This window comes from Pseudolabrys sp. FHR47 (assembly GCF_005153485.1).
GTDB lineage: Bacteria > Pseudomonadota > Alphaproteobacteria > Rhizobiales > Xanthobacteraceae > Pseudolabrys.
Genome location: NZ_CP039740.1, coordinates 4,136,364 through 4,162,588 on the forward strand (window position 1 = coordinate 4,136,364; position 26,225 = coordinate 4,162,588).

Here is a 26,225-nt window from a genome sequence, read left to right on the forward strand (position 1 = left end):
TCTCCGGAGTGTTCGTGTCAGTACGGCGTGCCGTCGCGATGCAGGACGCGGACATTGGTGCCGTCGCGTTCGAATTTGAGGTCGTAGCCGGGATAATGCGCGCGTTCGCTCGGCGCCCTTGTGCCGACTTCGAGCAGCACCACGTCGCCCTCCGAGCGGTTGACGATGGTGTGGCCGTTGGCGACGCCGGCCTTGAAGCCCGCGCAATCGCCGGGGCCGAGAATGGTCTCGCCGGCGTTCTCGATCAGCACGCATTCGCCCATCAGGATGAAGACGAACTCGTCCTCGTTCTCGTGCCAGTGTCGCACCGAGGTCGACGCGCCCGGTTCGAGCCGGGTCATGTTGACGCCGAACTGGGTGAGGCCGGCGCCATTGCTCAGCGGCGTCTTGTGACGCCCGGCGCACATGTGCTGGAACGCCGGCGGATACATCGGCGAACCCTTGCGCGTTTCCAGCTTCGACACGTCGATCTTGGGCATTGGTCTCCCTTCTCCCCTCGCCCTTGTGGGGAGGGGTCGGGGGTGGGGATCCCACTTCCCGCCAGCATCCCCACCCCGATCACCTCACTTCGTTCGGCGATCGACCCTCCCCACAAGGGGGAGGGTAAAGACAACTCACACCCGCTCGATGATCGTCGCCGTGCCCATGCCGACGCCGATGCAGAGCGTGACCAGCGCGGTTTCCTTGCCGGTGCGTTCGAGTTCGTCGAGCACGGTGCCGAGGATCATGGCGCCGGTCGCGCCAAGCGGATGGCCCATGGCGATGGCGCCGCCATTGACGTTGATCTTGTCGTGCGGAATGTCGAAGGCCTGCATGTAGCGCAGCACCACCGAGGCAAAGGCCTCGTTGAGTTCGAACAGGTCGATGTCACCGATCGACATGCCGGCTTTCTTCAGCACCTTCTCGGTGACCGGCACCGGACCGGTGAGCATGATCGATGGTTCGGAGCCGATATTGGCGAAGGCCCTGATGCGGGCGCGCGGCTTGAGACCGTTCTTCTTGCCGGCTTCCTCATTGCCGATGAGCACCGCGCCGGCGCCATCGACGATGCCGGAGGAATTGCCCGGCGTGTGGACATGGTTGATAGCCTCGAATTCGGGATAACGCTGGATCGCTACCGCATCGAAGCCGCCCATCTCGCCCATCTGGATGAAGGACGGATTGAGCGCCGCGAGCGTCTGCATTGTGGTCGACGGACGCATGTGCTCGTCCTTGTCGAGGATGGTCAGTCCGTTGACATCCTTCACCGCGATGACGGAGTTCTTGAAGCGGCCTTCTTCCCAGGAGCGGCCGGTGCGCTTCTGGCTCTCGACGGCGTAGGCATCGACGTCGTCGCGCGAGAAGCCGTATTTGGTCGCGATCAGATCGGCCGAGATGCCCTGCGGCACGAAGTAGGATTTCAGCGCGATCGAGGGATCGACCGGCCAGGCACCGCCCGAGGCGCCGATGCCGACGCGGCTCATCGATTCGACGCCGCCGCCGATGGTCATGTCGTGCTGGCCGGCCATCACCTGCGCCGCGGCGAAATTCACGGCGTCGAGGCCGGAGGCGCAGAAGCGGTTGATCTGGATGCCGGGCACGCCGTCGCCGAAGCCGGCCATGATGGCCGCGACGCGGGCGATGTCGCCGCCGGCCTCGCCGACCGGATCGACGCAGCCGAGCACGACGTCGTCCACGCTCTCCGGATCGGAAAGATGGTTGCGCTCCTTGATGGCACTGAGCGCCTGCGCCGCGAGATTGAGCGCGGTGACTTCGTGCAGCGCGCCGTCGGACTTGCCGCGGCCGCGCGGGGTGCGGACAGCGTCGTAGATGAATGCGTCGGGCATTGGGGTCTCCCTCCGGCAGGAATTTACAAACTGCGCGCGATCAGCAACTTCATGATCTCGTTCGTCCCCGCATAGATACGCAACACGCGGGCGTCGCGGTAGAGGCGCGAGATCGGATATTCGTCCATGAAACCGTAGCCGCCGAACAGCTGCAGACAGCGGTCGAGCAGCTGGCCGAGCGTGTCAGTGAGGCGATATTTGGCCATCGAGGCTGTCACGGTGTCGAGCTTGCCTTCGATGTGCAGGCCAATGCAATGGTCGAGGAACACCTTGGCGATGGTGGCGTCGGTCTTGCAAGCGGCGAGTTCGAACTGGGTATTCTGGAACTCGATGATCGCCTTGCCGAAAGCCTTGCGTTGCTTGACATAATCAATCGTCAGAGCGAGCGCGCGTTCCATCATGGCGACCGCATTGACGGCGACAATCAGCCGCTCCTGCGGCAGTTCCTTCATGAGCTGATAGAAGCCCTGCCCGGTCTCGGTGCCGAGCAAATTCTCGGCCGGCAACTTGACGTCGTCGAAGAACAGTTCGGACGTATCGGCCGCGTCCATGCCGAGCTTCTGCAGCTTGCGGCCGCGGCGAAAGCCGGGCGCGTTGTCCGTCTCGACCACCATCAGCGACACGCCTTTCGAACCGGCGGCCGGATCGGTCTTGGCGACGACGATGATCAGGTTGGCATGCTGGCCGTTGGTGATGAAGGTCTTGGAGCCGTTGAGCACATAACCGTTGCCCGACTTCTCGGCCTTGGTACGCACGCCCTGCAGGTCGGAGCCGGTCCCCGGCTCGGTCATGGCGATGGCGCCGATCATCTCGCCGGAAGCGAGCTTTGGCAGCCAGCGCTTCTTCTGCTCCTCGGTGCCATAGTGAAGGATGTAAGGCGCCACGATGCCGGAATGCAGCGGCGCACCGAAGGAGTCGAAACCGCCGAGCGAGTATTCGCGGTAGATGACGGCCTCATGACCGAAATTGCCGCCGGCGCCGCCATATTCCTCCGGCAGCGACGCGCCGAGCAGGCCGGCTTCGCCGGCCTTGGTCCAGACGTCGCGCGGATAGATGCCGGCCTCGTGCCAGGCGTCGAGATGCGGGGTGTATTCGTCGGCGATAAAACGGCGGGCCTGCTCTTCAAGCAGGACCAGATCCTCCGTCATCCAGGACGGGCGAGGCAGATTGAGCGCTTCCATTGGCGGCATTTCCCGGCGAGTCGTTTGTTTGCCGGGGAGAATAGAGCGCCGGACGGGCGGAAGCGAGGGCTTGCCCGGCCCCGGCCGCGCGAAAAATAGTGCGGGCGGAGACCGCGAAGTCCCCGCCCGTCCGGTATCAAGTGCAGGAGCGACCAGCGTTACTTCGCCGGGTCCTTGACCTTCTCGATCTTGTCGAACTCGACGTTCTGCACGACGCCGTTCACCTTATCGACGCGGCGGATGTAGACCGTCTGCACGATGTCGCGAGTTGCCGGATCGATCGAGATCGGGCCGCGCGGGCTTTCCCAGGCCATGCCCTTGGCGGCGGCGATGAGGCTGTCACCGTCGGCCTTGCCGCCGGTCTTCTTGAGCGCCTCATAAATGAGATGCATGCCATCCCAGCCACCGACCGAGAACATATCGGGGTTACGCTTGAACTCGGCGTTGTAGGACTTCACGAAGGCCTCGTTCATCTTCGACTTGTGCTCGGCGCTGTAGTGCAGCACCGTGATGATGCCGAGCGCCGCGTCGCCCATGTTCTTGAGCGTGACGTCGTCCATGGTGATTTCACCCTGGCCCATCACCTTGGTCTTCTTCGGGTCGATGCCGCGTTCCTGCAGCGCCTTGGCCATGGCCACCGGCTGCGCGCCACCCGGAATGAAGATGAACACGGATTCCGGATTGAGGTCCTTCATGCGCTGCACGAAGGCCGAGAAATCCGGGTTGGCCACCGGCATGCGCACCGAGCCGACGATCTCGCCGCCGCCCGACTTGAAGCCCTTGTGGAACCAGGTTTCGGCGTCGATGCCCGGACCATAGTCGGCGACCATGGTGTAGGCCTTCTTGATGCCCTGCTTGGCCGCCCACTTGCCGAGCGTGTCCTCGAGCTGCGGAATGGTGACCGAGGTGCGCGCGATATAGGGCGACTTGGTGGTGACGACTGAGGTCGCCGCGTTCATGACGACCATGAACTTCTTGGCTTCCTCGGACGGGCCGGCGGCGCCGAGCGCTTCCGGAGTCAGCGTGAAGCCGGCGATAATGTCGACCTTGTCGCGAACGATCAGTTCCTGCGCCAAACGCTTGGCGACATCCGGGTTCGGACCGCCGGTGTCCTTGCGGATGATCTCGATCTTCTTGCCGGCGACCTTGTCGCCATGCTGTTTGACGTAAAGCTTGACGGCGTTGTCCATCTGCGCCGCGGTGTCGGCGAACTGGCCGGAATAGGCCATGATCAAACCGATCTTGACGGTGTCCTGCGCCGAGGCCGAGGATACGGCCGTTGCAGCCAGAAGCGCGGCCGCCATGAAGAGCCCAGATTTCTTCATCAAAATCCTCCCGATAGGGCCGCTCGGAAAATCGGCGGCTTCCCTCTTAAAATAGCGGCCTTTCAGGCGCTCGTCACGCTTTTAGCGGCGCAGCCGCCCCATAGAGGCGTCCCATGGAGGCGCCTGACGATGCTCAATGTCGCAGTGTTCGATCGTCGCGACCGCCATGCGCACCTTTGGGCGGAATTTCGAAGAACGACGCCGACGTGTTGAATTGATCGAACGCACAGGCTCTCGCCACGTCAACCCTCGGCATGAAGTATGGGACGCGTCCCACCGATACCGTGACGCCGCCTTTATGTGCCTTCGTTACGCAGGTGCAGGACTTCGGCAAGTGCGGATTTTGGGAATGTCGGCGCACGGCCAGTACGTCTGGCTTCCGCTCCGCCGTGACGATGCTGCACTGCCGCATTCCGACGTAACGCATTTTAGTGATGCAACTTATTCAAGGGATTTGTTTGCCAAGGACGTAATGCCGGCGTTCAAGGGCGGCTGAGCATGCTACGAAAGCTTCTCGCCTTGCCGGATACCCTACAATGAATGCAATTGCTGACGCCACCCACGGCGTCGAATCGCCTTACGCCTGGCGGCGCCTCGCCGCCGGCCTGATGCTCAGCACCTTGGGCGGCGTCGGCATGTGGTCGGTCGTCGTGGCGCTGCCGGCCATGCAGGCCGAGTTCGGCGTCGATCGCGCATCAGCCTCGGTGCCGTTCACGCTGACCATGCTCGGCTTCGGTGTCGGCAACATCGTCATGGGCCGGCTGTCCGACCGCTTCGGTATCGCGCTGCCGATGGCGCTGGGCACAGTGATGCTCGCCGTCGGCTATGTGCTCACCGGGCTTGCCGGTTCGTTGTGGCAGGTCGCGCTGGCGCATGGCCTGCTGATCGGCGTCGGCTGCTCGACATCATTCGGCCCGCTGATGGCTGACATGTCGCACTGGTTCTCCAAGCGCCGTGGCCGCGCCGTGGCGATCGCCGCCGCCGGCAATTATCTTGCCGGTACGTTCTGGCCGCCGGTGGTCTCGCACTTCATCGAAGTCAGCGGCTGGCGCGCCACCCATATCGGCATCGGCATTTTTCTCGTCTTCGCGATGTTTCCGCTGATCCTGGTGATGCGGCGCAAGCTGGTCGAAGGGCATAGCGACGCCACCACCAGCAACGACGAGCGCCGGCGCGCCGAGAGCCCGTTCTCGCCGCGCACGCTGCAAATCCTGCTCTGCATTGCCGGTGTCGCCTGCTGCGTGGCGATGTCGATGCCGCAGGTGCACCTCGTCGCCTATTGCGCCGATCTCGGTTACGGCGCGGCGCGCGGTGCCGAAATGCTGTCGGCGATGCTGGCGCTCGGCATCATCAGCCGCGTTGGCTCCGGCTTCGTCGCCGACAAGATCGGCGGCGTACGCACGCTGCTGATCGGTTCGGTGGCGCAGGGCCTCGCACTCTTCCTCTATTTGCCGTTCGACGGGCTTTATTCGCTTTATTTCATCTCGGCGATGTTCGGCCTGTTCCAGGGCGGCATCGTGCCGATGTATGCCGTCATCGTGCGCGAGTATTTCTCGCCGAAGGAAGCCTCAACCCGCGTCGGCCTCGTCATCTTCTCGACCGTGGCCGGCATGGCCATCGGCGGCTGGATGTCGGGCAAGATATTCGACATCACCGGCTCGTATCAGGCGGCCTTCGTCAACGGCCTCGCCTGGAATGCCCTCAATGTCACGATCATGCTGTGGCTGTTGTGGCGGTCGCAGCGCCGCGGGCCAACGGTGGCAGCGATAGCCTGATACCGGGTCCATCAAGGCCCGACGATCAGCTTCGGGCTTGAGTCCCGGCGGACAGGCTCACCGACGCATAAAACCGGCTTGAGCTTTTAATTCTTCGCAAGATCGTCGCAGGTGAGGCTTAAGCCACGGGCCTGACACCCCTATATTGTCGAAACCGAATGCATTGAGGAGAATTGCCATGCAGCAACGCCAGCTCGGTCGTAGCGGCCTTACCGTGTCCACGCTTGGATTGGGCTGTATGGGGATGTCCGAGTTCTACGGCGCGCGCGACGATGCGGAGTCCATTGCCACGATCCATCGCGCCATTGAACTCGGCGTCACACTCCTCGACTCCGCCGACATGTACGGCATGGGACATAACGAAGAACTGCTCGGTCGCGCCATCAAGGGCATGCGCGACAAGGTCGTGCTGGCGACCAAGTTCGGTAATATGCGCGGGCCAAATGGCGAACGGCTGCCCCCCAATGGCAAGCCCGAACACGTCAGAAACGCCTGCGACGCCAGCCTGAAGCGCCTCGGCGTCGATGTCATCGATCTGTACTACCAGCACCGCGTCGACCCAAAGACGCCGATCGAGGATACGGTCGGCGCCATGGCCGATCTGGTAAAGGCCGGCAAAGTGCGTTTCCTCGGTTTATCGGAAGCCGCGCCGAACACCATCCGCCGCGCCCACAACGTGCATCCCATCGCCGCGCTGCAGACGGAATATTCGCTGTGGAGCCGCGATGTCGAGGACGAGATCCTGCCGACCCTGCGCGAGCTCGGCATCGGTTTCGTGGCGTATGCGCCGCTCGGTCGCGGTTTCCTCACCGGTGGCATCAAAAATACGAAAGACTTTGCCGCCGACGATACCCGCCGTGTCGCGCCGCGGTTTTCCGACGCGAATTTCAGCCGCAATCTCGCTCTCGTGCATACCGTCGAAGCGCTGGCCAAGGATAAAGGCTGCAAGCCGTCGCAGATCGCCCTCGCCTGGGTCATGTCCCGGGGCAACGACGTGGTGCCGATCCCGGGCACCAAGCGCCGCACTTATCTTGAAGAGAACGTGGCGGCGGCGAATGTGACGTTGAGCGCCGCCGATCTCGACCGCCTGGAGAAGGCTTTCCCCAAAGGCGCCGCCTCTGGCGAACGCTATGCCGCCTCGGGCATGCAGATGCTCAATTTGTAACAATAACAGCGGCGGCCCAGGCAAACGTATGCCAGCCGGTCGCCTTCGGCGACCACCCTCCCCCGCATGAGGGGGAGGGATAACAAGATCAAAACGCCTCCGCCGGCAATTCCATGGTGCTCACCGCGCCGGCCTGGATGCGGGCGAGACGCGTCGCGGTCTCGGGCATCATGCGCTCCATGAAGAAGCGCGCGGTGACGAGCTTGGCGGAAAAGCGCGCAGCATCGCCGCCATCCTTCAGCTTGGCTTTCGCCGCCTCGGCAATCTGGCACCACATATAGCCGAGCGCCACGAGACCGAAGAGATGCAGATAATCGGTGGCGCCGGCGCCGGCATTGTCGGGCTTGGCCATGGCGTTCTGCATGAACCACATCGAAGCCTGCTGCAGGTGACCGGCGCCCTGCCCGAGCGCTGTGACCAAAGGCTTCATGGTCTCGTCCGCACTCTTGTCCTTCACATAGGCACCGACCTCGCCGAGAAACGTCATCAGCGCGCGGCCGCCATCCTTGCCGAGCTTGCGGCCGACAAGGTCCATCGCCTGCACGCCATTGGCGCCTTCGTAGATCATGGCGATGCGGGCATCGCGCACGAACTGCTCCATGCCGTGCTCGGCGATGTAGCCATGACCACCATACATCTGCTGCGCCGACACCGTGTTGGCGAAACCGACATCGGTCATCACGCCCTTGATCACCGGCGTCATCAGGCCGAGCGCATCGTCGGCGGCCTGGCGTTCCTTGGCGTCGCCGGAGCGATGTGCGACGTCGCTCTTGAGGCCGGCCCACAGCACCAGCGCGCGCGCCGCCTCGTTAAAGGCGCGCATGGTCATCAAGGTGCGGCGCACGTCGGGATGCACGATGATCGGATCGGCCGCCTTGTCGGGGAATTTCGCGCCGGTGATGGCGCGGCCCTGCAGGCGCTCCTTCGCGTAGACGACGGCGTTCTGATAGGCGACCTCGGACAAAGCGAGGCCCTGGATGCCGACACCGAGGCGCGCCTCGTTCATCATCACGAACATGGCGTTGAGGCCGCGGTTTTCCTCACCGACCAGCCAGCCCGTGGCATTGTCGTAGTTCATCACGCAGGTCGAGTTGCCGTGGATGCCCATCTTCTCTTCGAGCGAACCGCACGACACGCCGTTGCGTTCACCGACGGAGCCATCGTCGCCGACCATGAACTTCGGCACCACGAAGAGCGAAATGCCCTTGGTGCCGGCCGGTGCGCCCTCGATTCGCGCCAGCACCAGATGGATGATGTTGTCCGACATGTCGTGTTCGCCGGCCGAGATGAATATCTTGGTGCCGGTGATCTTGTAGGAGCCATCGGCCTGCTTCACCGCCTTGGTGCGCAAGAGGCCGAGATCGGTGCCGCAATGCGGTTCGGTGAGATTCATGGTGCCGGTCCAGACACCTTCGATCATCTTCGGCAGATATTTCTGCTTGACGGCGTCGTTGGCGTGCACGATCAGCGCGGCGATCGCGCCCTGCGTCAGGCCCGGATACATGGCGAAGGCCATGTTGGCCGAGCAGAAATATTCGTTGACGATTTCGGTGAGCGTCATCGGCAAGCCCTGGCCGCCGAATTCCTGCGGCGCCGAGATGCCGATCCAGCCGCCCTCGACGATCTGCTTGTAGGCGTCCTTGAAGCCGGTGGGGGTCTTCACGCTGCCGTCGGCCGAGCGCTTGCAGCCTTCCTTGTCGCCGACGCGGTTGAGCGGGGTCAGCACGTCTTCCGACAGCTTGGCGGCTTCGCGCAGGATGGCTTCGACCACATCGGGCGAAGCGTCGGAGAAGCCCGGCAGGTTACCGTAGCGCTCGATATGGAAGACGTCGTTGAGCAGGAACAGCGCGTCGTCGACGGGCGCTTTGTAGATCGGCATCGATTTCTCTCCCCGGCATCCGGCCTTGGCGTTCCCTGGGCGGTCAGGCGCCCGTTTGGAAAGCGGCCGGCTCGTTTCAAGTTCCCTTGCGGCAGCTAAGCGTCGGCCCAGGCGGTGCCAAGGCAGAATCGGCGTTTCCCACCATTTTGCCGCAGCGGCTTTACAGCGGCATTAAGGGAACGCGGTCCTGATGGACGCTACCCGCGCGCAGGCAAATTCCTAACGAAACCCCGCCACTTCGCCCGGATATTAACCCGCTGTTTACCGTAAAGGGCAAAAAGTCGGCGGGTGGCCCAAAGCGGGCCCGGTGGTCGTTCCCCGGCGCAATCCGGCTTTCCTGAATGGGAGCTGGTCCCCTTACGCCTCCACCTCGACGTTGGGTGTGAGAATGAAATTTGGTGTCCCGTGGAGTGTCAAAGGCATACGGCCCGAAGCCCGCGAGACTGCCAAGGAAGCGGCTCGCCGGTCCGGCATGCCTTTGGGCGAATGGCTGAATTCGGTCATCCTCCAGCAGGCCGGGGACTTTGACGAAGAGGATACTTATGGCGCCGCCGACATGTCGTCGGTCCATGAGCGTCTCGACGACATCACGCGCCGGCTCGACCAGTTCTCCCGCAAAGGCCCGGAAGCCTATGCGCCGCGCCGCGGACGCGAGGCCGCCAGCCCCAATAACGACCAGCTCGTCCAGCTGATCGCCCGGCTCGATCAGCGTATCGAGCAGCTCGCCCAATTGCCGCGGATGATGGCGCCCTACGCGCCGCCGCTGGCGCCGCAGGCCCCGGCCTGGCCCACCCCGTCGCAGATGGCGCGGCCGGCGACGCCGCCGCAGCCCGGCCTGCCGCTCGGCCTCGACCGCGCCGTCGCCGATATCGCCGCCCGCCAGCGCAGCCTCAACGGCGTCGCCGCACCACCCAGGCCGATGGCCCCGCCAAGCCAGCCGCTGCCGCAGGTCGTTACTACGCCGGCCGCTCCTGCTTATGTACCGGCGGTGCCGACGCAGGACCTTTCGGGCCTCGAAGAACACCTCAAGCAGATCACCGACCAGATCGAGACCTTGCGCCGTCCCGGCGTCGAGGACGCCATCAACGCCCTGCGCGCTGAACTCGGCGACATTGGCCGGGCGCTCAACGACGCCATGCCGCGCCAGGCGATCGACGCCATCGAGCGGCAGATTCACGGCCTGACCCAGCGCATCGCCGAAGGCCGGCAAAATGGCGGCGACGCCGGCGCACTGACCGGCATTGAGCACGGTCTGGCCGAAGTGCGCGACGCGCTGCGCGGCCTGACGCCGGCCGAAAGCCTGGTCGGCTTCAACGAGGCGGTCGACGGGCTGGCGCACAAGATCGATATGATCGTGGCCCGCCGCGATCCGGAAATGCTCGGCCAGCTCGAGCGCGCCATCACCACCTTGCGCGAGATGACCGGCCACGTCGCCTCGAACGATGCGGTCAGCCGGCTCGCCGCGCAGGTCGCCGAGCTGGGCGACAAGGTCGATCACTTCGCCATGGGCGGGGCAAGCGACGCGCTCAACAATCTCGAGCACCGCATCAGCGCCCTGTCCGAAGCGCTCGCCGCGCGCTCGCAGAACGGCGCCGTCGTGCCGCCGCGGCTGGAAGCGCTGGTCGAGTCGCTCAGCGACAAGATCGAGCAGATCCAGCAATCGCGCGGCGAGAATGTCGCCGCCGGCCATCTCGAGGACCAGATCGTGGCGCTGGTGAAGCGTCTCGACGCCTCGGACTCGCGGCTCGGCCATCTCGAGGCGATCGAGCGCGGGCTGGGCGACCTTCTCGTCCATATCGAGGAAATCCGCGCCAACAAGAATACCGGCGCCGTCCGCGAGGACGGTGCGCCCGTTGTCGCGCAATTGCAGCAGCAGTTGGCGCGCACCCAGTCGGCGCTCGACGCCATGCACGGCACGCTTGGCATTGTCGTCGACCGTCTGGCCACGATTGAAAAAGGCGTACGCGAGCCGCGTGGGGCGGTTCACGACGAGGCGATGGAGCTGACGCAGCCGGTCGGCAGGATTGCCGCACGCGCCGTTGTCGACGAGACGCCGCAGGCGCAGCCGGCTCAGCAGCCCGCGCCGCAGCGCATGGAGGCGCCGCAGGCCGAGCCGGCCCGGTTGCCGCCGCGTCCTTATCCGCAGCAGCCAGCGCCGGAGCTGGCAGCCGTACTGGCGCAGCGGCCCGCGCCGCAACCCGCGCCTCAGCCGGCAGCGCAGCCCGCACCGCAGCCAGCCGCCCGGCGACTGCCGCCGGCACCGCGCCTGCCGATCAATCCAGACCTGCCACCCGACATGCCGATCGAGCCGGGCTCGGCACCGCCGCGCTTTGCCGGCAGCCATGCCGCACGCATCGCCGCCTCGGAAGCGGCGCTCGGTGCAGCGCGGCCGAAACTGGAAGCGGAGCCCGAGGGCAAATCCGGCTTCCTCGCCGCCGCCCGTCGCGCCGCGCGGATTGCCATGCAGTCCTCCAAGCCGCGCGCGCCGGAACTCGACGTGCCCCAGTACATGGCCGCGGACGAGGAAGCTGCGCCGTCGCTGCGCTCCTCGGTGATGAAGAAGATCAAATCGGTCCTCATCGCCGCCAGCCTGGTCGCCATCATCATTGGTGGCATCCAGATCGCCAGCAAGTTCTTCGATTTCAATTCTTCGCACACGCCACAGAACGTCGGCGGCGGCGTCACGACGCCGCCGCAGACGACCACCGACGACCCGCTGGTCACGCAATCGCTGACCGCGCCGATCAAACCGTTCGACGGCAGCGCGATGATCGGCGGCGCCACCCCGGGTACCGGTCCGGTCCGCAACGTGACGCCGGGCATACTGCCCGGCACCGACAGTTCGTCGCTGCTCTCCGCTCCCGCGCTCAACCCGCCGCCGCAAACTGCGCCGAACAGCAAGCCGACCAACGACGTCACCGGCAGCATTCCGTCGCGTGCGCCCAAGGCCAGGCCGGCAAGTCCTTATGGCGACATCGATCTGCCGATCGCCATCGGCGGCGCCCGGCTGCGCGACGCGGCCGTCGGCGGCGATGCGGTTGCCGCCTATGAGGTGGCACAGCGCTTCGCCGAAGGGCGCGGCGTCGCCGCCAATCCCGAAGAAGCCGCGCGCTGGTTCGATCGCTCCGCCGGCAAGGGCTTCGTCCCGGCGCAGTTCCGCTATGCCAGCATGCTGGAAAAAGGCCAGGGCGTGAAAAAGAACCTCGGCCAGGCGCGCAAGCTCTATGTCGCCGCTGCCGGCCGGGGCCATGCCAAGGCGATGCACAATCTCGCGGTGCTCTACGCCGAAGGCATCGACGGCAAACCGGACTACGCGACCGCCGCGCAGTGGTTCCGCAAGGCGGCCGACCATGGCGTCGGCGACAGCCAATACAATCTCGGCATTCTCTGCGCCCGCGGCCTCGGCGTGGAAAAGAACTTCAACGATGCCTACCGGTGGTTTGCACTGGCTGCCGCCCAGGGCGACCGCGAAGCCGCCAAAAAGCGCGACGAGATCGCCGACCGGCTTGAGCCCGACGATCTCACGGCCGCCCAGGCTGCCGTCAAGAAGTTCGTCGCCAAGCCGCAGCCCGCCGAAGCGATCGCAGTTCCCGTGCCGCAAGGCGGCTGGGACGACAACGGCAACGCCGAAGCGCCCGCCACAATGCCGCCGGCCCCCGGGCCGGTGAGCAAGCCTCAGGCCCGGCCGCAGCCCGCGCGCGCCGCCGCCGCCGGCCCGCTCAACCTCGGCTCCGTCGCCCGGCATTAAGTTTAAAACCGCGAAAGCGGTGACGTCGCGCCAGCGGGGGTGTTCAATCGCGTCGAATCGCGCGAAGACGTGCACGTGTCACGAAACATCGTCAGGATGGATCCGAGCCAAAGGGTCGCACGTTGCGCCTCAGTTAGACCCGGATCGAAAGCTACGCGTGCCTGGCACGCAATCCGCGGCGGCGACGGCCGCCGGCGCGGAGAACGCTTCCGACCAACGCCCTGAAAGCCGGACGACGTCGCTTTGCAGATCTATCTCCCGATCGCCGACCTGCCCGTCAACATCTTCCTGGTCTTCGGGATGGGGCTGGCGGTCGGGTTCATCTCCGGCATGTTCGGCATCGGCGGCGGCTTCCTGATGACGCCGCTCCTGATCTTCACAGGCATCACCCCTGCGGTCGCCGTGGCCACGGTGACCAGCCATATCGCCGCCTCCTCCTTCACCGGCGCGATCAATTACTGGCGTAAGCGTGCCGTCGACATATCGCTGGCGCTGATGCTGCTGGCCGCCGGCATCGTCGGCACGGCGGCCGGCGTCTGGCTCTTCACCGTGCTGCGCGCGGTCGACCAACTCGATCTCGTCATCGGCCTGTCCTACGTGACGTTGCTCACCGCGGTCGGCGCGCTGATGATCAACGAGGGCGTGCAGGCGGAATTGCGGGCGCGGCGCGGCGGCCCCGCGATGCTGCGCCGTCCCGGCAGCCACACCTTCGTTCATGGCATGCCGCTGAAGATGCGCTTCAAGCGCTCCAAGATCTATGTGTCGGTCATTCCGGTGTGGGGCATCGGCTTCATGATCGGCTTCATCGGCGCGGTGCTCGGCATCGGCGGCGGCTTCCTCCTGGTGCCGATGCTCATCTATTTCCTGCGCGTGCCGACCGCGACCGTGATCGGCACGTCGATGGTCATGACCCTGATCACCATGACGTCAGCGACCGTGATGCATGCCGCCACCAACCACCTGGTCGACGCCGTGCTGGCGCTGATCCTGATGGTCGGCGGCGTCATCGGCGCGCAGTTCGGCGCCCATACCGGCCAGCGCATGCGCGCCGAGCGGTTGCGTTTGCTGCTCGGCCTCCTGGTGTTCATGGTCGGAATGCGATTTGCCTACGAACTGGTGGTGCGGCCCGACGAGCTCTATTCGATCCGCATGGTGAGGTTCGACTGATGCGTCGCCTCGCCATCATCACCGCGATCCTCGCTTGTGCCGCCACAATGCCGACAGCCAAAGCCGAGCAGTTGGTGCTGTCGCTATCGACACATCGCGTTGCGGTGACCTCGAGTTTCGTCGGCGCCGATCTGGTGCTGTTCGGCACCATCGAGCCATCCGCGCCCCGCGCGGCGCTGCGCAGCGATTACGATATCGTCGTCACCGTGACCGGCCCGCGCGCGACATTGCGCACGCGCCGCAAGGAGCGCGTGCTCGGCGTCTGGGTCAATGTCGATTCGCGCGAGTTCATTCGCGTGCCATCCTATCTTGCCGTGCTCAGCAACCGGCCGGTCACCGAAATCACGGATGCAGAAACGGCGCGCCGCCTGCAGCTCGGATTGAGCCAGGTCATTCTGACGCAGCGCATCGGTGCCGATTTCGCCGATACCGTGCCGGACGACCCGTTCCGGGTGAACTTCATCAATCTGAAGAAGGAAGCCGGCCAGTATCGCGAAACGCCGAACGGCGTGACCTTCCTGACGCCGACTGTGTTCCGCGTCGCCATTCCGTTGCCGGCCGACACCGCCACCGGCGGCTACACCGTGGAGGTCAAGCTGTTTGCCGACCGCAAGCTCATCACGCGCAACAACACCGCGCTGGAAGTGATCAAGACCGGTTTCGAGCAATATGTCTACGAGGCTTCGCAGCACCACGGCCTGACCTATGGCCTCGTCGCGGCGATGATGGCCTTGTTCATCGGCTGGGCCGGCAGCGTGGTGTTCAGGCGGGATTAGGCCATTTCGCGCGCGACTTCGCGCGCGACACCCGGTTCTAGCAGCCGCAAGCGATGTTCGATGCCGAGCGCCTTGAACGACCTTACCAGATCGTCGCGATCCTGCGTGAAATGCGCCCAGCTGTCGCAATGCACCGGCACGATCGCCGCTCGCGGGAAAGCATGCGCAGTTTCGATCGCGTCGTTGACGTTCATGGTGAGATTGAAGGGGCCGCGCGTCTGCGCCGAACCGGCGAACAGCACGACGATGCCGGCCTTGAAGCGCCGCGCCACCTCGGCAACACCGTCATACCAGACCGTGTCGCCGGTGACGTAGATGGCCGGCCAGTTGTCGGCCTCCAGCACGAAGCCGATGACATCGCCGGCAAAGGGTTCGATGCCGGCAGGTCCGTGACGAGCCGGCGTAGCGCTGACGCGTACGGTGCCGCCATTCGGCGCCTTCAAATCGACGCTCTGCCACGGCGCCAGACCTTCGGTCTTGCCACCGAGCCGGCCGGCGCCAACTGATGTGGTGAGCACGCGGCCGGCGCGAGACAGATAATCACGCCCCGACGTATCGAGATTGTCGGCATGCTGATCGTGGCTGAGGAGCACGGCATCGACGTCGCCGATCTTCGCGGCGTCGAGCGCGGGACCATGCGTCTTGTGCAAGGTCACATGCGCAAGTTGGTAATCGCCCGGCGCATCGAAGGTCGGATCGGTGATGAAACGCAGGCCGGCATACTCGATGACTACCGTCGGACCCCCGATGAGGGTAAGGCGTGGATTAAGCATGATTGATCGCCTTGTCTTCAATTGAGAACTGTCGCGGGGCGCGTGACGAGCCAGATTCCGAGCGCGACCGGAACGATGCCGAACAGATCGGCGGGGGCGAGGTGCTCGCCGAGGATAAGCCAGCCGAACAGCATGCCGAGCGGCGGGATGAGGAAGTGATAGCTGCTCGCCGCAGTCGCGCCGGACACGGTGAGAATGCGGAACCAGAGCAGATAGGCGAAGATCGACACGAACAGCACGTTGTAGGCAAAGGCGACGAGCAGGCTCGTGCTCGGCACGATGTCGTGAAAGCTCTCGAAGCCGAGCGCGAAGGGCAGCACTGCGATCCCGGCGGCGAGACTCTGCACGCCATTGCCGATCCAGAGCCCCTGCTTCGGCGCGTAGAGCTTGAACAGGATGGTGCCGCCGACCAGCGAGAACAGCGACAGCACGGCTAGCGTAATGCCACCCAGTTGATCGGTGCCGAGCGCGAGCCGGCTCTGCACGATGACAGCGACGCCGCCGAGGCCGAGCAACAGGCCGATCGCCTTGCGCCAGGTCATGTGCTCGCCGAGCACGGCCACGGCGAACACCGCGGTGACGATCGGGTTGGCGCTGATGATCAAAGCCGCAAGGCCGGCCGACACCGTCTTCAGCGCGATGTAGCCGATGCCGAGATAGATCGCCTGGTTGGCGATGCCGAGCGCGGCGAACACGGCGACATCGCGCCGGCTCAGTGTCCAGCGTATCCCGCTCACGGGAGCGAGCGCCATCATCAGCGCGCCGGCGGCGAGAAAACGAACGGCGAGGAAAATCAGCGGCGGGCAGTCGGCGATCGCCACCTTGCCGGCCGAGAATGCGGAACTCCACAGCAGGATGAAACCGGCGACCATGAGTGCGAGGCGCAGGCGGCTGGTGCCGACCACGGGCGGGGCGGCGGACAAGGCAAATTGCGACATCGAGACGGGTCCTTTCGCCTCATCAGGTAGGCTCGCCCTTACCTATTTGGAAATTAAATGATATAATTATTTCTAGTGGCTTTTCGAATAGGCTTCGCCATGCTCGATATCGAACTCCTGCGCAGCTTCGTCTCGGTCGTCGATTCAGGCGGCTTCACCCGCGCCGGCGAACGCGTCCACCGGACGCAGTCGACCGTGAGTCAGCAGATCAAGCGGCTGGAGGAATCGGTCGGCCGGCCTTTGCTGGTGCGCAATGGCAAGCAGGCGACGCCGACTGAGGAGGGCGAGCGGCTGCTGACCTATGCCCGGCGCATCCTGGCGCTGGAGCAGGAGGCGCGCGATGTCGTCAGCCAGCCGGTGGTCGAAGGCGTGGTGAGACTCGGCATCCCGGAGGATTTCGCCGCCTACCGTCTCGTCGAACTGCTGTCTGACTTTGCGCGCGGTCGGCCGACACTGCGTCTCGACGTGCGCTGCGGCTTGAGCGTGGTGCTGCGCGGCCTGCTCGATCGCGGCGATCTCGACGTCGCCCTGATCAAGCGCAATCTCGGCGAGAGCGGCGGCATAGCGTCATGGCCCGAACGGCTGCAGTGGGTGACGAGCAAGAAGCACCCGGTCGACCTGTCACGCGATCCGGTGCCGATTGCCGTCGCCGAGCAGGGCTGCCTGTATCGCAATCGGCTGATCCATGCGCTCGAAAGCGCCGGGCGCACCTGGCATGTTGCTTACACGTCGCCGAACCTGCCTGGCATCCAGGCCGCGGTGGCAGCCGGGCTCGGCGTCGCCGTCCTTCCGGACGTCGCCATCACCGACAGGCATCGCATTATCGACACGCATGGCCTCGCGCCGCTGACCAACACCGAGATCGCGCTGATCGTGTCGGAGCGCGCCAGCCCCGCGGCGCGGCGAATCGCGGACGTACTGGCCGAATTCTGCACGGAACTGGACCCGCGCAGGCGGGCACAAGGTCAGCCGGCCAAACAGCGCTTAGCGGCGAAGGCGTAGAGCCGGTCCTCGCCGAGCATGTGCGCGGTGAAGGCGAGCGTGCCGAACAGATCGGCAAAGGCGGCGTCGCGGATGTTGAGCCCGCCGGTGAATTCGCCGAAGGCCGGCATGACCAGGCGCGTCTCATCGGCGGCGAAACAACGGCGGCGCACAGAGCGGCCGCGCTGCGCGATCTTCGCCACCGGATGCAGATGGCCGGCGATTTCGCCTGCGGCGCCGCTCGGCAGATGACGGAAGGTGAGCGCGTCGATGGCCAAGGTGTGCGTGAACACGCCGCCGATGCCATCGGCCGGTTCCGGATCGTGATTGCCGGTGATCCAGATCCAGTCGCGGCCGCGCTGCAGCGTTGCGATGCTGTCGCGATCCTCGGCGGCGAGGCGTGACGGGCCGCCGCCATCATGGAAGCTGTCGCCGAGCGCGACCACCATGCGCGGCGCGTAATGCGCGATGAGTTTGGTCAGCCGCGCCAGAGTTGCGGCGGTATCGTAAGGCGGCAGCAGCATTCCGCGCGCTGCGAAGCTCGAGCCTTTTTCCAGATGCAGATCGCTGACGACGAGCAGGCCGTGCTCGGGCCAGTAGAGAGCGCCGGAGGGATCGAGGATGAGGGAGACGGAGGAAACGTCAACGCAATGATCGGCGCGCACGCTTTCTTCACCTCCCTCTGCAAGGGGGAGGTCGGATAGCGAAGCTATTCGGGTGGGGGTCGCTACCAAGATGACCCCACCCCGATCACGCTTCGCGTGATCGACCCTCCCCTTTCAGGGGAGGGATAAGAAAGAGCGCTCAATTCATCGCCTCTTTGATCAATTCATCCGCGGCTTCCGCCAGCAGACTGTCCGCCGCTTCGCCATAGACCGTTTCGCGGCCAATCTCCAGCATCACCGGGACCGCCAGCGGCGAGACGTGGTCGAGCCTTTTATGGACGATTCGGCCCTGCACACGCGACAGCATTTCCGACAGCCGCTTGATGTCGAGCAGCCCGCTCGCGGCATCGGCCCGCGCCGCGCGCAGCAGGATGTGATCGGCCTGATGCTTGCGCAAGACGTCGTAGACAAGGTCGGTGGATATCGTGAGCTGCCGCCGCGTCTTCTCTTCGCCGGGGAACCGGCGCTCGATCAGCCCGGCGATGATGGCGCAAGTACGGAACGTGCGCTTCATCAGCGCCGATTCATCGAGCCAGGCCTCGAGATCGTCGCCGAGCATGTCCTCGGCGAAGAGTTCCTTCAGCGACAGACCGCCGCGCGCGATGCGAAGGCCCATATCGCCGAGGCCCCACACCGCCAGCGCATATTCATTGGCGACAAAACCGAGCGGCTTGAGGCCCCAGCGCTCCAGGCGCCGTGTCAGCAGCATGCCGAGTGTCTGATGCGCCAGGCGCCCCTCGAACGGATAACAAACGAGATAGTTCTTGGCGGCGCGCGGAAAGGTTTCGACCAGCAGATCGTTGGCCGGCGGCAAAAGCGAGCGCCACTTCTGAATCTCCAGCCACTCGCGCACCTGCGCCGGCAGCGCGCCCCACGCCTTCGGATCGGCGAGAATGCCGCGCACGCGCGCCGCGAGATAAGTCGAGAGCGGGAATTTGCCGCCTTCATAGGCCGGCACTTTGGGATCGGTCGCGGTGGAGCGCGAGACATAGACCTCGTTCTCGACCAGCGCCTCGTAGCGCAGGATCTCGCCGGCGAAGACGAAGGTGTCGCCCGCGGTGAGGCCTTCGATGAAATATTCTTCGACCTGGCCGAGCACGCGGCCGCCGCGCGGGATCATGACGCTGCCGCCGCGGCGCGACCTCATGAGCCGCACCTTCAGCATGTCGGCTTCGACAATGGTGCCGATATTCATGCGGTAGCGCTGCGCCACATTGGGATGGGTGACGCGCCAGCGACCATCTTTGTTCTGCCTGATCTTGGCGAAGCGCTCATAAGCCTTGAGCGCATAACCGCCGGTGGCAACGAAATCCACGACGGCGTCGAAGTCGGAACGCGCCAGTTTCGTGTAAGGCGCGGCGGCGCGCACTTCGTCGTAAAGCTCGTCCGACAAAAACGGCTCGCCAACGGCGCGGCCGAGCACATGTTGCGCCAGCACATCGAGCGCGCCCGTTCTGAGCGGCGGCGTGTCCTGCGCATTCTCGGCAACGGCGTCGATCGCCGCCGTGCATTCCAGCACTTCGAAACGATTGGACGGCACCAGCACCGCTTTGGACGGCTCGTCGAGCCGGTGATTGGCGCGTCCTATGCGTTGCAAGAGCCGTGACGAGCCTTTCGGCGCGCCAATATTGATAACCAGATCGACATCGCCCCAGTCGATGCCGAGATCGAGCGACGAGGTACAGACTACCGCGCGCAGTTTGCCGGCGGCCATGGCGTCCTCGACCTTGCGGCGCTGCGCGACATCGAGCGAGCCGTGATGCAACGCGATGGCGAGGTTGTCGTCGTTGATGCCCCACAAAGCCTGGAAGGTGAACTCGGCCTGACTGCGGGTGTTGACGAACAGCAACGTCGTCTTGTGGCGCTTGATGAGTTCATACATCTCGCCAAGCGCATGGCGCGCCGAGTGTCCTGCCCAGGGCAGCCGTTCGGTGGTGTCGAGCATGGACACGTTGGGTTGCGCGCCGGCCTGCGCGACGACGAGATCGGCGCGCGCCTCCCCATCCGGCCGCTGCGGCACCAGAAAGCGGCACAAGTCATCCGGCTCAGCGACAGTGGCGGACAGGCCGACGGTGACGAGATCGGGCGCCAGCGTGAAGAGGCGCGCCAAACCCAGCGACAACAGGTCTCCCCGTTTGGACAGCACCAGCGAATGCAGTTCGTCGAGGATGACTCGCTTGAGCGAGCCGAACAAAAACGGCGCGTCGGCGGTGGCGAGCAGCAGCGCGAGTTGCTCGGGCGTGGTGAGCAGAATGTCCGGCGGATCGCGGCGCTGGCGCTGACGCTTCGAGGTCGGCGTGTCGCCGGTGCGCGTCTCCAGCCGGATCGGCAGCTTCATCTCGGCAACCGGCGCTTCGAGATTGCGCGCGATGTCGACAGCCAGCGCCTTCAGCGGCGAGATGTAGAGCGTGTGCAGCCCGCCTTCGCGGCGAATGCCACTGCCGGTGGAAACGAGCTTTTTCTTTTGAACGCGCTGCGATGCTTCGTAGAGCTCGACCAGCGTCGGCAGGAATCCCGCGAGCGTCTTGCCACCGCCGGTCGGCGCGATCAGCAGCGATGACTTGCCGGCGCGCGCCTTCTCGAGCAGCGCCAACTGATGCGCACGCGGCTGCCATCCCCGCGAGGCGAACCAGCACGTGAAGATATCGGGGAGCAGCGCTTGCCCGCTCAAGCCCCCTCCTTCTTGGCAACAACGACCAACCCCGGAACCGCCACGCCCCTCTCCGTGCGCGTTGACGCACGCTCGCAAACCAGAAGCTCGAGCCCGCCGCCAGCCACCGCAGCGCGCACATGCGCCTCCGAATGCGCATAGCGCAACGTATCGCGCAAAATCACGCCGTCATCGTCATGCGTTTCGACGCTGAAGGCGAGATAACCGCCCGGCTTCAGAACTCGCGCGATCGGCACGCCGATCTGCATGAGTTCGTGGAAGTAAATGAAAACATCCGCAGCCAGAACGAGGTCGAAGGAATTCGGGCGCGCACTTCCGAGAAAAGTCATCGCCTCGGCTTCGACGAGTTCATCATAGACCTTCTTGCCCTGCGCCACCTGAAGCATGCCGCCGGACAAGTCGACGCCGGTCAGCCGGCCGCACAGCGCCCGGAACAGATCGCCGGCAAGCCCGGTGCCGCAGCCGAGATCGAGCGCATCGGCAAAGTGCGATGGCGCGCCGGCGCGCGTCAGCGCATCGAGCAATAATTGCGGCCCGCGATAATTGAGATGGCCGGTGAGCGAGGTTTCAAACTTCGGCGCATAACCGTCGAACAGCGACTGGATGTAACCAATCGGCATGGCGACCGGCGGCAGCGCACCAAGACGGGCGAGCCGCACCGCCGCGCCATGGGCGTCGCGCGGATCGGCCGCGCGCGCCTTCTCGAAGGCCGCCACCGCGCCGACGGTATTGCCGAGCTTTTCGCGCGTCTCGCCCAGCGCAAACCAGGCCGCGGCAAAACCGGGCGCCAGCGCCACCACCTCGGCCAGCAGTTCCGCCGCGGCGGCGTGGTCGCCTTCGTCGATCAGGCCGCGCGCCCATTCGAAACGGCGGTCGGCGATGAGGTCGCCGGAGGTCTGGTGGATGGCACTCAAAGGGGCGCTCGCGCGTTACGGGTTCAATGCTTATCTAGACCGTCATGCGGCCCGAACAAATCCTGGTCCCCACGCCGTCCGGCCTGTGCAGCAAGGCCGGCGGCTTTCATATCGACCCGACGCGGCCGGTGGACAAGGCCCTGATCACCCACGGCCACTCGGACCACGCCCGGGCCGGGCACGGCCATGTGCTGGCGACGCAGGAAACCCTCGACATCATGCGCTTGCGCTACGGCGAGAACTTCGCCGGCTCGACGCAGGCGGTGCGCTACGGCGAGCGCCTCACCGTCGGCGACATGACGGTGAGCTTCCATCCGGCCGGCCATGTGCTCGGCTCGGCGCAGATCGCCGTCGAGCGCAAGGGCCTGCGCATCGTCGCCTCCGGCGACTACAAGGACGTCGCCGATCCGACCTGTACGCCGTTCGAACTCGTGCCGTGTGACGTGTTCATCACCGAGGCGACGTTCGGGCTTCCCGTTTTCAGGCATCACGACGCCGAAGGCGAAATTCGAAAGCTGCTGCATTCGGTGGCGGTGTTTCCCGAGCGCGCGCATCTGGTCGGCGCCTATTCGCTCGGCAAGGCGCAGCGCATCATCGCCATGTTGCGCGCCGCCGGCTACGACAAGCCGATCTATCTCCACGGCGCGATGGAGAAAATCACGTCCTACTATCAGGAACGCGGCATCGATCTTGGTACGGTCGAACTTGTCCGCGGCGCCAAGAAGGCGGAGCTCGCCGGCACCATCACCATCTGCCCGCCGACGGCCATGAGCGACCTGTGGTCGCGGCGCTTTCCCGATCCGGTGCTCGCCTTTGCGTCAGGCTGGATGCGCGTGCGCGCCCGCGCCCGGCAACGCGGCGTCACGCTGCCATTGGTCATTTCCGATCACGCCGATTGGGACGGGTTGACGAAGACCATCCTCGCCACCGGCTGCTCCGAGGTCTGGGTCACGCATGGCGAGGAAGAAGCGCTGGTGCATTGGGCGCACATGCAGGGATTGAAGGCCAAGCCGCTGGCCATTGTCGGCTATGGCGATGAGGAGGAGAGTGAGAATCCGGCGCCAGAAGAGGCGGACGCATGAACCGCTTTGCCGAACTGCTCGACCGCCTTGCCTACGAGCCGGGGCGTAACAACAAGATCAAGCTGATCGCGGCTTATTTCCGCGAGACCGAAGACCCCGACCGCGGCTATGCGCTCGCCGCGATGACCGGGGCGCTTTCCTTCAGAAATGCCAAGGCCGGCCTGATCCGGCAGTTGATTGCCGAGCGCACCGATCCGGCGCTGTTCGCGCTGTCTTACGACTACGTCGGCGATCTCTCGGAGACCGTCGCATTGATGTGGCAACCAACGGCTGTCGACTCGCCCGCGCTCGATAAATTTCCGACCGACCTCTTCGCAACGCCGCGCGACGAAGCGAAGCTGCTCCGCAACGATCCCTCCCCCACCCTCGCCGAGGTCGTGGAGACGCTCTCGACGTTGAGCAAGGCGCAGCTTCCGACCCAGATCGCGCGCTGGCTCGACACGCTCGACGAAACCGGCCGCTGGGCGCTGCTCAAGCTCGTCACCGGCGCGCTGCGCATTGGCGTTTCGGCGCGGCTGGCCAAGACCGCCGCCGCTTCGCTCGGCAACAAGGAGCCGGATGAGATCGAAGTGATCTGGCCCGGTCTCAAGCCGCCTTACACCGAACTGTTCGCCTGGCTCGAAGGCAAGGGCGACAAGCCTCAGAGCAACGATCCCGCGCCGTTCCGGCCGGCTATGTTGGCGCACGCCATCGAGGATGGCGATCTCGCCGCGCTCGACCCTGCCGACTTCATGGCCGAATGGAAATGGGACGGCATCCGCGTTCAGGCGGTCGCTGGACGCGACGAGCATGGCGCGCTGGTGACGCGGCTTTATTCGCGCACCGGCGAGGACATCTCGAAAAGCTTTCCCGATTTGCTGCCGTGCCTGCGCCAGCCCGGCGCCATCGATGGCGAGTTGCTGATCCTGCGCGATGGCCGCGTACAGTCTTTCAACGTCCTGCAGCAACGCCTCAACCGCAAGACCGTCACGCCGAAGCTGATGAGCGAATTCCCGGCGCATCTGCGCGCTTATGATCTACTCGCCGACGACAGCGGCGACCTGCGCCACCTCGGTTTCGCCGAGCGCCGCGCCCGGCTCGAAGCCTTCGTTCACAAGCTCGACACGAGGCGGGTCGATCTTTCGCCGCTGATTGCCTTCAAAACCTGGGACGAACTCATCGCCGCGCGCGCCAATCCCGACGGCGGCGGCGCCGGCGACGACGCCGAAGCCGTCGAAGGCGTCATGCTCAAGCGCCGCAACGCAGCCTACGTGCCAGGCCGGCCGAAGGGCCAATGGTGGAAATGGAAGCGCGACCCGATGACGGTCGATGCCGTGCTGATGTACGCCCAGCGCGGCCATGGCAAGCGCTCGTCGTTCTATTCCGATTACACCTTCGGCGTCTGGAACGGCGCCGACGAACTGGTGCCGGTCGGCAAGGCCTATTTCGGCTTCACCGACGAGGAACTGACCGAGATCGACCGCTTCATCCGCCGCAATACCATCGCCAAGTTCGGCCCAATCCGCGAGGTCACCCACGAGCCTGATACGGGTCTGGTATTGGAGGTCTCCTTCGAGGGGCTCCAGCAATCGACCCGTCACAAATCGGGGATAGCCATGCGCTTTCCGCGCATCAGCCGCCTGCGCTGGGACAAACCGCCACGCGAGGCCGACCGGCTGGAAACGCTGGAGAAGATGATGGCGAAGGCATAACTTGACCGCCACCGGAACTTCGCATCAGGTATCGCCGAGTTATACAACATGCCGAATGAATTAGAGCCCGTGGAGCGCCGCATGAGCAACGACACCGCCACCCGCATTTTCGGCGGCTCGCCGCTCGGCGTCCTCGTACGCCTGATCCTGGTGTCGATCCTGGTCGGCGTCATCCTGTCGGCGCTCGGGCTCGACCCGCTCGACATCTTCGATAGCCTGCGGCGCCTCATCCGCAACATCTGGGAGATGGGCTTCGATGCCATTCGCTGGGTATGGGGCTATTTCCTGCTCGGCGCCGTCATCGTCATCCCGATCTGGCTGATCATGCGCATCGTCAACGCGCCGCGCGGAAAATAATACGGCCCACGGGTGAATCCTTCCGTCCAGGTCACCTCGGCCCGCATCTTCGCGATCGCGGGCCCGGCGATGCTCGCCAACGTCACCACGCCGCTGCTCGGCGTGGTGGCGACGACCGTCATCGGCCGCCTCGGCGACGCCGCCATTCTCGGCGGCGTGGCGATGGCCGCGCTCGTCTTCGACTGCATCTTCTGGCTGTTCGGATTCCTGCGCAGCGGCACGGTAGCGCTCACCGCGCAAGCCTTCGGCGCCCGCGACCATGGCGAGCAACGCGCGGTGCTGGCGCGCGCAATGATGACCGCGGTCCTTTCCGGCATCGCCCTGATCGTCCTGCGCGAGCCGCTGACGACCTTTGCTTTCGATCTCATGGGCGGCAGCGACGAAGTCAGCACCGTCGCCCGCCATTATTTCCTTCTGCGGAGTTGGGCCTCCCCCTTCGCCCTCGGCAATTACGTGATACTCGGCTGGCTCGTCGGCTTGGCGCGGCCGTTGCCGGCGCTGGCGGTTCAGATCGTCGTCAATGTCATCAACATGACGCTGACGGTCATCCTGGTGCTCGGTTTCGACTGGGGCGCCAGCGGTGCGGCGATCGCCGCGGTCGTCGCCGAAATCGGCGGCCTTGTCCTCGGCCTCGCCATCGTCTGGCGCATGCTCAACGGCCGTTTGGAATGGAGCAGAACGGCACATTTCGACCGCGCCAAACTATGGCGCATGCTGATCATCAACCGTGACATCATGCTGCGTACGGCCGCGCTGGTCGCGGTCTTCCTGTTCTTCTCGGCGCAAGGCGCCCGCGCCGGCGACGTGACCTTGGCCGCCAATGCCGTGCTGCAGAATTTCATTTTCATCGGCACCTTCTTCCTCGAAGGCTTGGCCAATGCGGCGCAACAACTCTGCGGCGCTGCTGTCGGCGCGCGCGACCGCGCCGCCTTCGCGCGCGCCGTCGCCCTCATCATGCGCTGGAGCCTCATGTTCGGCGTCGGCGCAGCGGCGTTTTTCTATGTCGCCGGGCCGGCTATCATCGGAGCGATGTCGGCGAGCGACGACGTGCGGCGCGCCGCCAATGATTTCCTCCTGATGGCGGCGCTGGTGCCGCTGATCGGCGCACCCGCATTCGTCATGGATGGTGTCTATGTCGGCGCGACCTGGACGCGCGACATGCGCAACCTGATGGCCGTTTCGCTCGCCATCTATCTTGCCGCCTGGTGGGCGCTGCACGCGTTCGGCAACACCGGCCTGTGGCTGGCGTTGCTCACGTTCTATCTGTTCCGGGGGGCCTGCAGGTGCTGCGCTATCGCAGCCTGTCGCAGC

At 65.1% G+C, this 26,225-nt stretch carries 19 protein-coding genes and 1 pseudogene; 10 read left to right on the top strand and 10 right to left on the bottom strand.

Translation table 11 applies throughout. The annotated features are described in order from the left end of the window. Window positions 1-17: 17 nt before the first annotated feature. The 4 genes from E8Q40_RS20140 to E8Q40_RS20155 all read right to left on the bottom strand — a co-directional run bounded on the left by E8Q40_RS20140 (window position 18) and on the right by E8Q40_RS20155 (window position 4,332). Complete coding sequence (locus E8Q40_RS20140; protein WP_137046206.1) at window positions 18-479, bottom strand: cupin domain-containing protein; 462 nt, start codon at window positions 477-479, stop codon at window positions 18-20. Between the two features lie 135 nt (window positions 480-614). After that, a complete protein-coding gene (locus E8Q40_RS20145; RefSeq protein ID WP_137046207.1) occupies window positions 615-1,826 on the bottom strand; it encodes an acetyl-CoA C-acetyltransferase in 1,212 nt (403 codons plus the stop codon). Between the two features lie 23 nt (window positions 1,827-1,849). Next, window positions 1,850-3,016 (bottom strand): acyl-CoA dehydrogenase family protein, encoded by a 1,167-nt coding sequence (locus E8Q40_RS20150; protein WP_205995609.1) that lies wholly within the window; start codon window positions 3,014-3,016, stop codon window positions 1,850-1,852. A gap of 149 nt (window positions 3,017-3,165) precedes the next feature. Continuing rightward, window positions 3,166-4,332: an ABC transporter substrate-binding protein gene (locus E8Q40_RS20155; RefSeq protein WP_205995611.1), complete on the bottom strand. Its 1,167-nt coding sequence runs from the start codon at window positions 4,330-4,332 to the stop codon at window positions 3,166-3,168. Window positions 4,333-4,868: 536 nt separating this feature from the next. Between E8Q40_RS20155 and E8Q40_RS20160 the strand changes: the two genes are divergently transcribed. Both E8Q40_RS20160 and E8Q40_RS20165 read left to right on the top strand, forming a co-directional pair. Continuing rightward, window positions 4,869-6,107 carry an MFS transporter gene (locus E8Q40_RS20160; RefSeq protein WP_137046210.1) on the top strand — a complete coding sequence of 413 codons (1,239 nt, stop codon included), beginning with the start codon at window positions 4,869-4,871 and terminating at the stop codon, window positions 6,105-6,107. A 178-nt stretch (window positions 6,108-6,285) separates the two neighbouring features. Next, a complete protein-coding gene (locus E8Q40_RS20165) occupies window positions 6,286-7,272 on the top strand; it encodes an aldo/keto reductase (RefSeq protein WP_137046211.1) in 987 nt (328 codons plus the stop codon). Between the two features lie 88 nt (window positions 7,273-7,360). Here the strand turns inward: E8Q40_RS20165 and E8Q40_RS20170 are convergent, their stop codons facing one another. Beyond that, window positions 7,361-9,151, bottom strand: a complete 1,791-nt coding sequence (locus E8Q40_RS20170; RefSeq protein WP_137046212.1) for an acyl-CoA dehydrogenase C-terminal domain-containing protein — start codon at window positions 9,149-9,151, stop codon at window positions 7,361-7,363. 388 nt (window positions 9,152-9,539) lie between these two features. Here E8Q40_RS20170 and E8Q40_RS20175 point away from each other — a divergent pair, with 388 nt between their 5' ends. From E8Q40_RS20175 to E8Q40_RS20185, 3 genes are all read left to right on the top strand, one after another. Then, complete coding sequence (locus E8Q40_RS20175; protein ID WP_137046213.1) at window positions 9,540-12,899, top strand: tetratricopeptide repeat protein; 3,360 nt, start codon at window positions 9,540-9,542, stop codon at window positions 12,897-12,899. A gap of 243 nt (window positions 12,900-13,142) precedes the next feature. Beyond that, window positions 13,143-14,066 (top strand): sulfite exporter TauE/SafE family protein, encoded by a 924-nt coding sequence (locus tag E8Q40_RS20180; protein WP_137046214.1) that lies wholly within the window; start codon window positions 13,143-13,145, stop codon window positions 14,064-14,066. Beyond that, window positions 14,066-14,842 carry a TIGR02186 family protein gene (locus E8Q40_RS20185; RefSeq protein WP_137046215.1) on the top strand — a complete coding sequence of 259 codons (777 nt, stop codon included), beginning with the start codon at window positions 14,066-14,068 and terminating at the stop codon, window positions 14,840-14,842. Before E8Q40_RS20180 ends, E8Q40_RS20185 begins: the two co-directional genes overlap by 1 nt. Here E8Q40_RS20185 and E8Q40_RS20190 read toward each other — a convergent pair. Further along, a complete protein-coding gene (locus E8Q40_RS20190; RefSeq protein WP_137046216.1) occupies window positions 14,839-15,615 on the bottom strand; it encodes an MBL fold metallo-hydrolase in 777 nt (258 codons plus the stop codon). The genes E8Q40_RS20185 and E8Q40_RS20190 overlap by 4 nt on opposite strands. A 17-nt stretch (window positions 15,616-15,632) precedes the next feature. After that, window positions 15,633-16,553 carry a DMT family transporter gene (locus E8Q40_RS20195; RefSeq protein ID WP_137046217.1) on the bottom strand — a complete coding sequence of 307 codons (921 nt, stop codon included), beginning with the start codon at window positions 16,551-16,553 and terminating at the stop codon, window positions 15,633-15,635. Window positions 16,554-16,652: 99 nt separating this feature from the next. Here E8Q40_RS20195 and E8Q40_RS20200 point away from each other — a divergent pair, with 99 nt between their 5' ends. Continuing rightward, complete coding sequence (locus E8Q40_RS20200) at window positions 16,653-17,555, top strand: LysR substrate-binding domain-containing protein (RefSeq protein WP_137046218.1); 903 nt, start codon at window positions 16,653-16,655, stop codon at window positions 17,553-17,555. Here the strand turns inward: E8Q40_RS20200 and pdeM are convergent. The 3 genes from pdeM to E8Q40_RS20215 form a co-directional block, all read right to left on the bottom strand. After that, entirely contained in the window at window positions 17,519-18,199 is a 681-nt protein-coding gene (pdeM, locus tag E8Q40_RS20205) for a ligase-associated DNA damage response endonuclease PdeM (RefSeq protein WP_137046219.1), read from the bottom strand. The two genes, E8Q40_RS20200 and pdeM, sit on opposite strands and share 37 nt — an antisense overlap. 139 nt (window positions 18,200-18,338) lie before the next feature. Continuing rightward, window positions 18,339-20,870, bottom strand: coding sequence for a ligase-associated DNA damage response DEXH box helicase (locus tag E8Q40_RS20210; protein ID WP_137046220.1), 2,532 nt, complete (start codon window positions 20,868-20,870; stop codon window positions 18,339-18,341). Continuing rightward, entirely contained in the window at window positions 20,867-21,784 is a 918-nt protein-coding gene (locus E8Q40_RS20215) for a methyltransferase domain-containing protein (protein ID WP_137046221.1), read from the bottom strand. The genes E8Q40_RS20210 and E8Q40_RS20215 overlap by 4 nt, the downstream gene beginning before the upstream one ends. Window positions 21,785-21,828: 44 nt before the next feature. Here E8Q40_RS20215 and E8Q40_RS20220 point away from each other — a divergent pair, with 44 nt between their 5' ends. The 4 genes and pseudogenes from E8Q40_RS20220 to E8Q40_RS20235 form a co-directional block, all read left to right on the top strand. Continuing rightward, window positions 21,829-22,866, top strand: coding sequence for a ligase-associated DNA damage response exonuclease (locus E8Q40_RS20220; protein ID WP_137046222.1), 1,038 nt, complete (start codon window positions 21,829-21,831; stop codon window positions 22,864-22,866). Then, window positions 22,863-24,557 (top strand): cisplatin damage response ATP-dependent DNA ligase, encoded by a 1,695-nt coding sequence (locus tag E8Q40_RS20225; protein ID WP_137046223.1) that lies wholly within the window; start codon window positions 22,863-22,865, stop codon window positions 24,555-24,557. The genes E8Q40_RS20220 and E8Q40_RS20225 overlap by 4 nt, the downstream gene beginning before the upstream one ends. A 48-nt stretch (window positions 24,558-24,605) precedes the next feature. Next, on the top strand, window positions 24,606-24,914 hold the full coding sequence (locus E8Q40_RS20230) for a DUF6460 domain-containing protein (protein ID WP_137046224.1): 309 nt from the start codon (window positions 24,606-24,608) through the stop codon (window positions 24,912-24,914). Window positions 24,915-24,983: 69 nt separating this feature from the next. Then, window positions 24,984-26,096, top strand: a pseudogene (locus tag E8Q40_RS20235) (MATE family efflux transporter); the annotation flags it as partial. Window positions 26,097-26,225 lie beyond the last annotated feature (129 nt).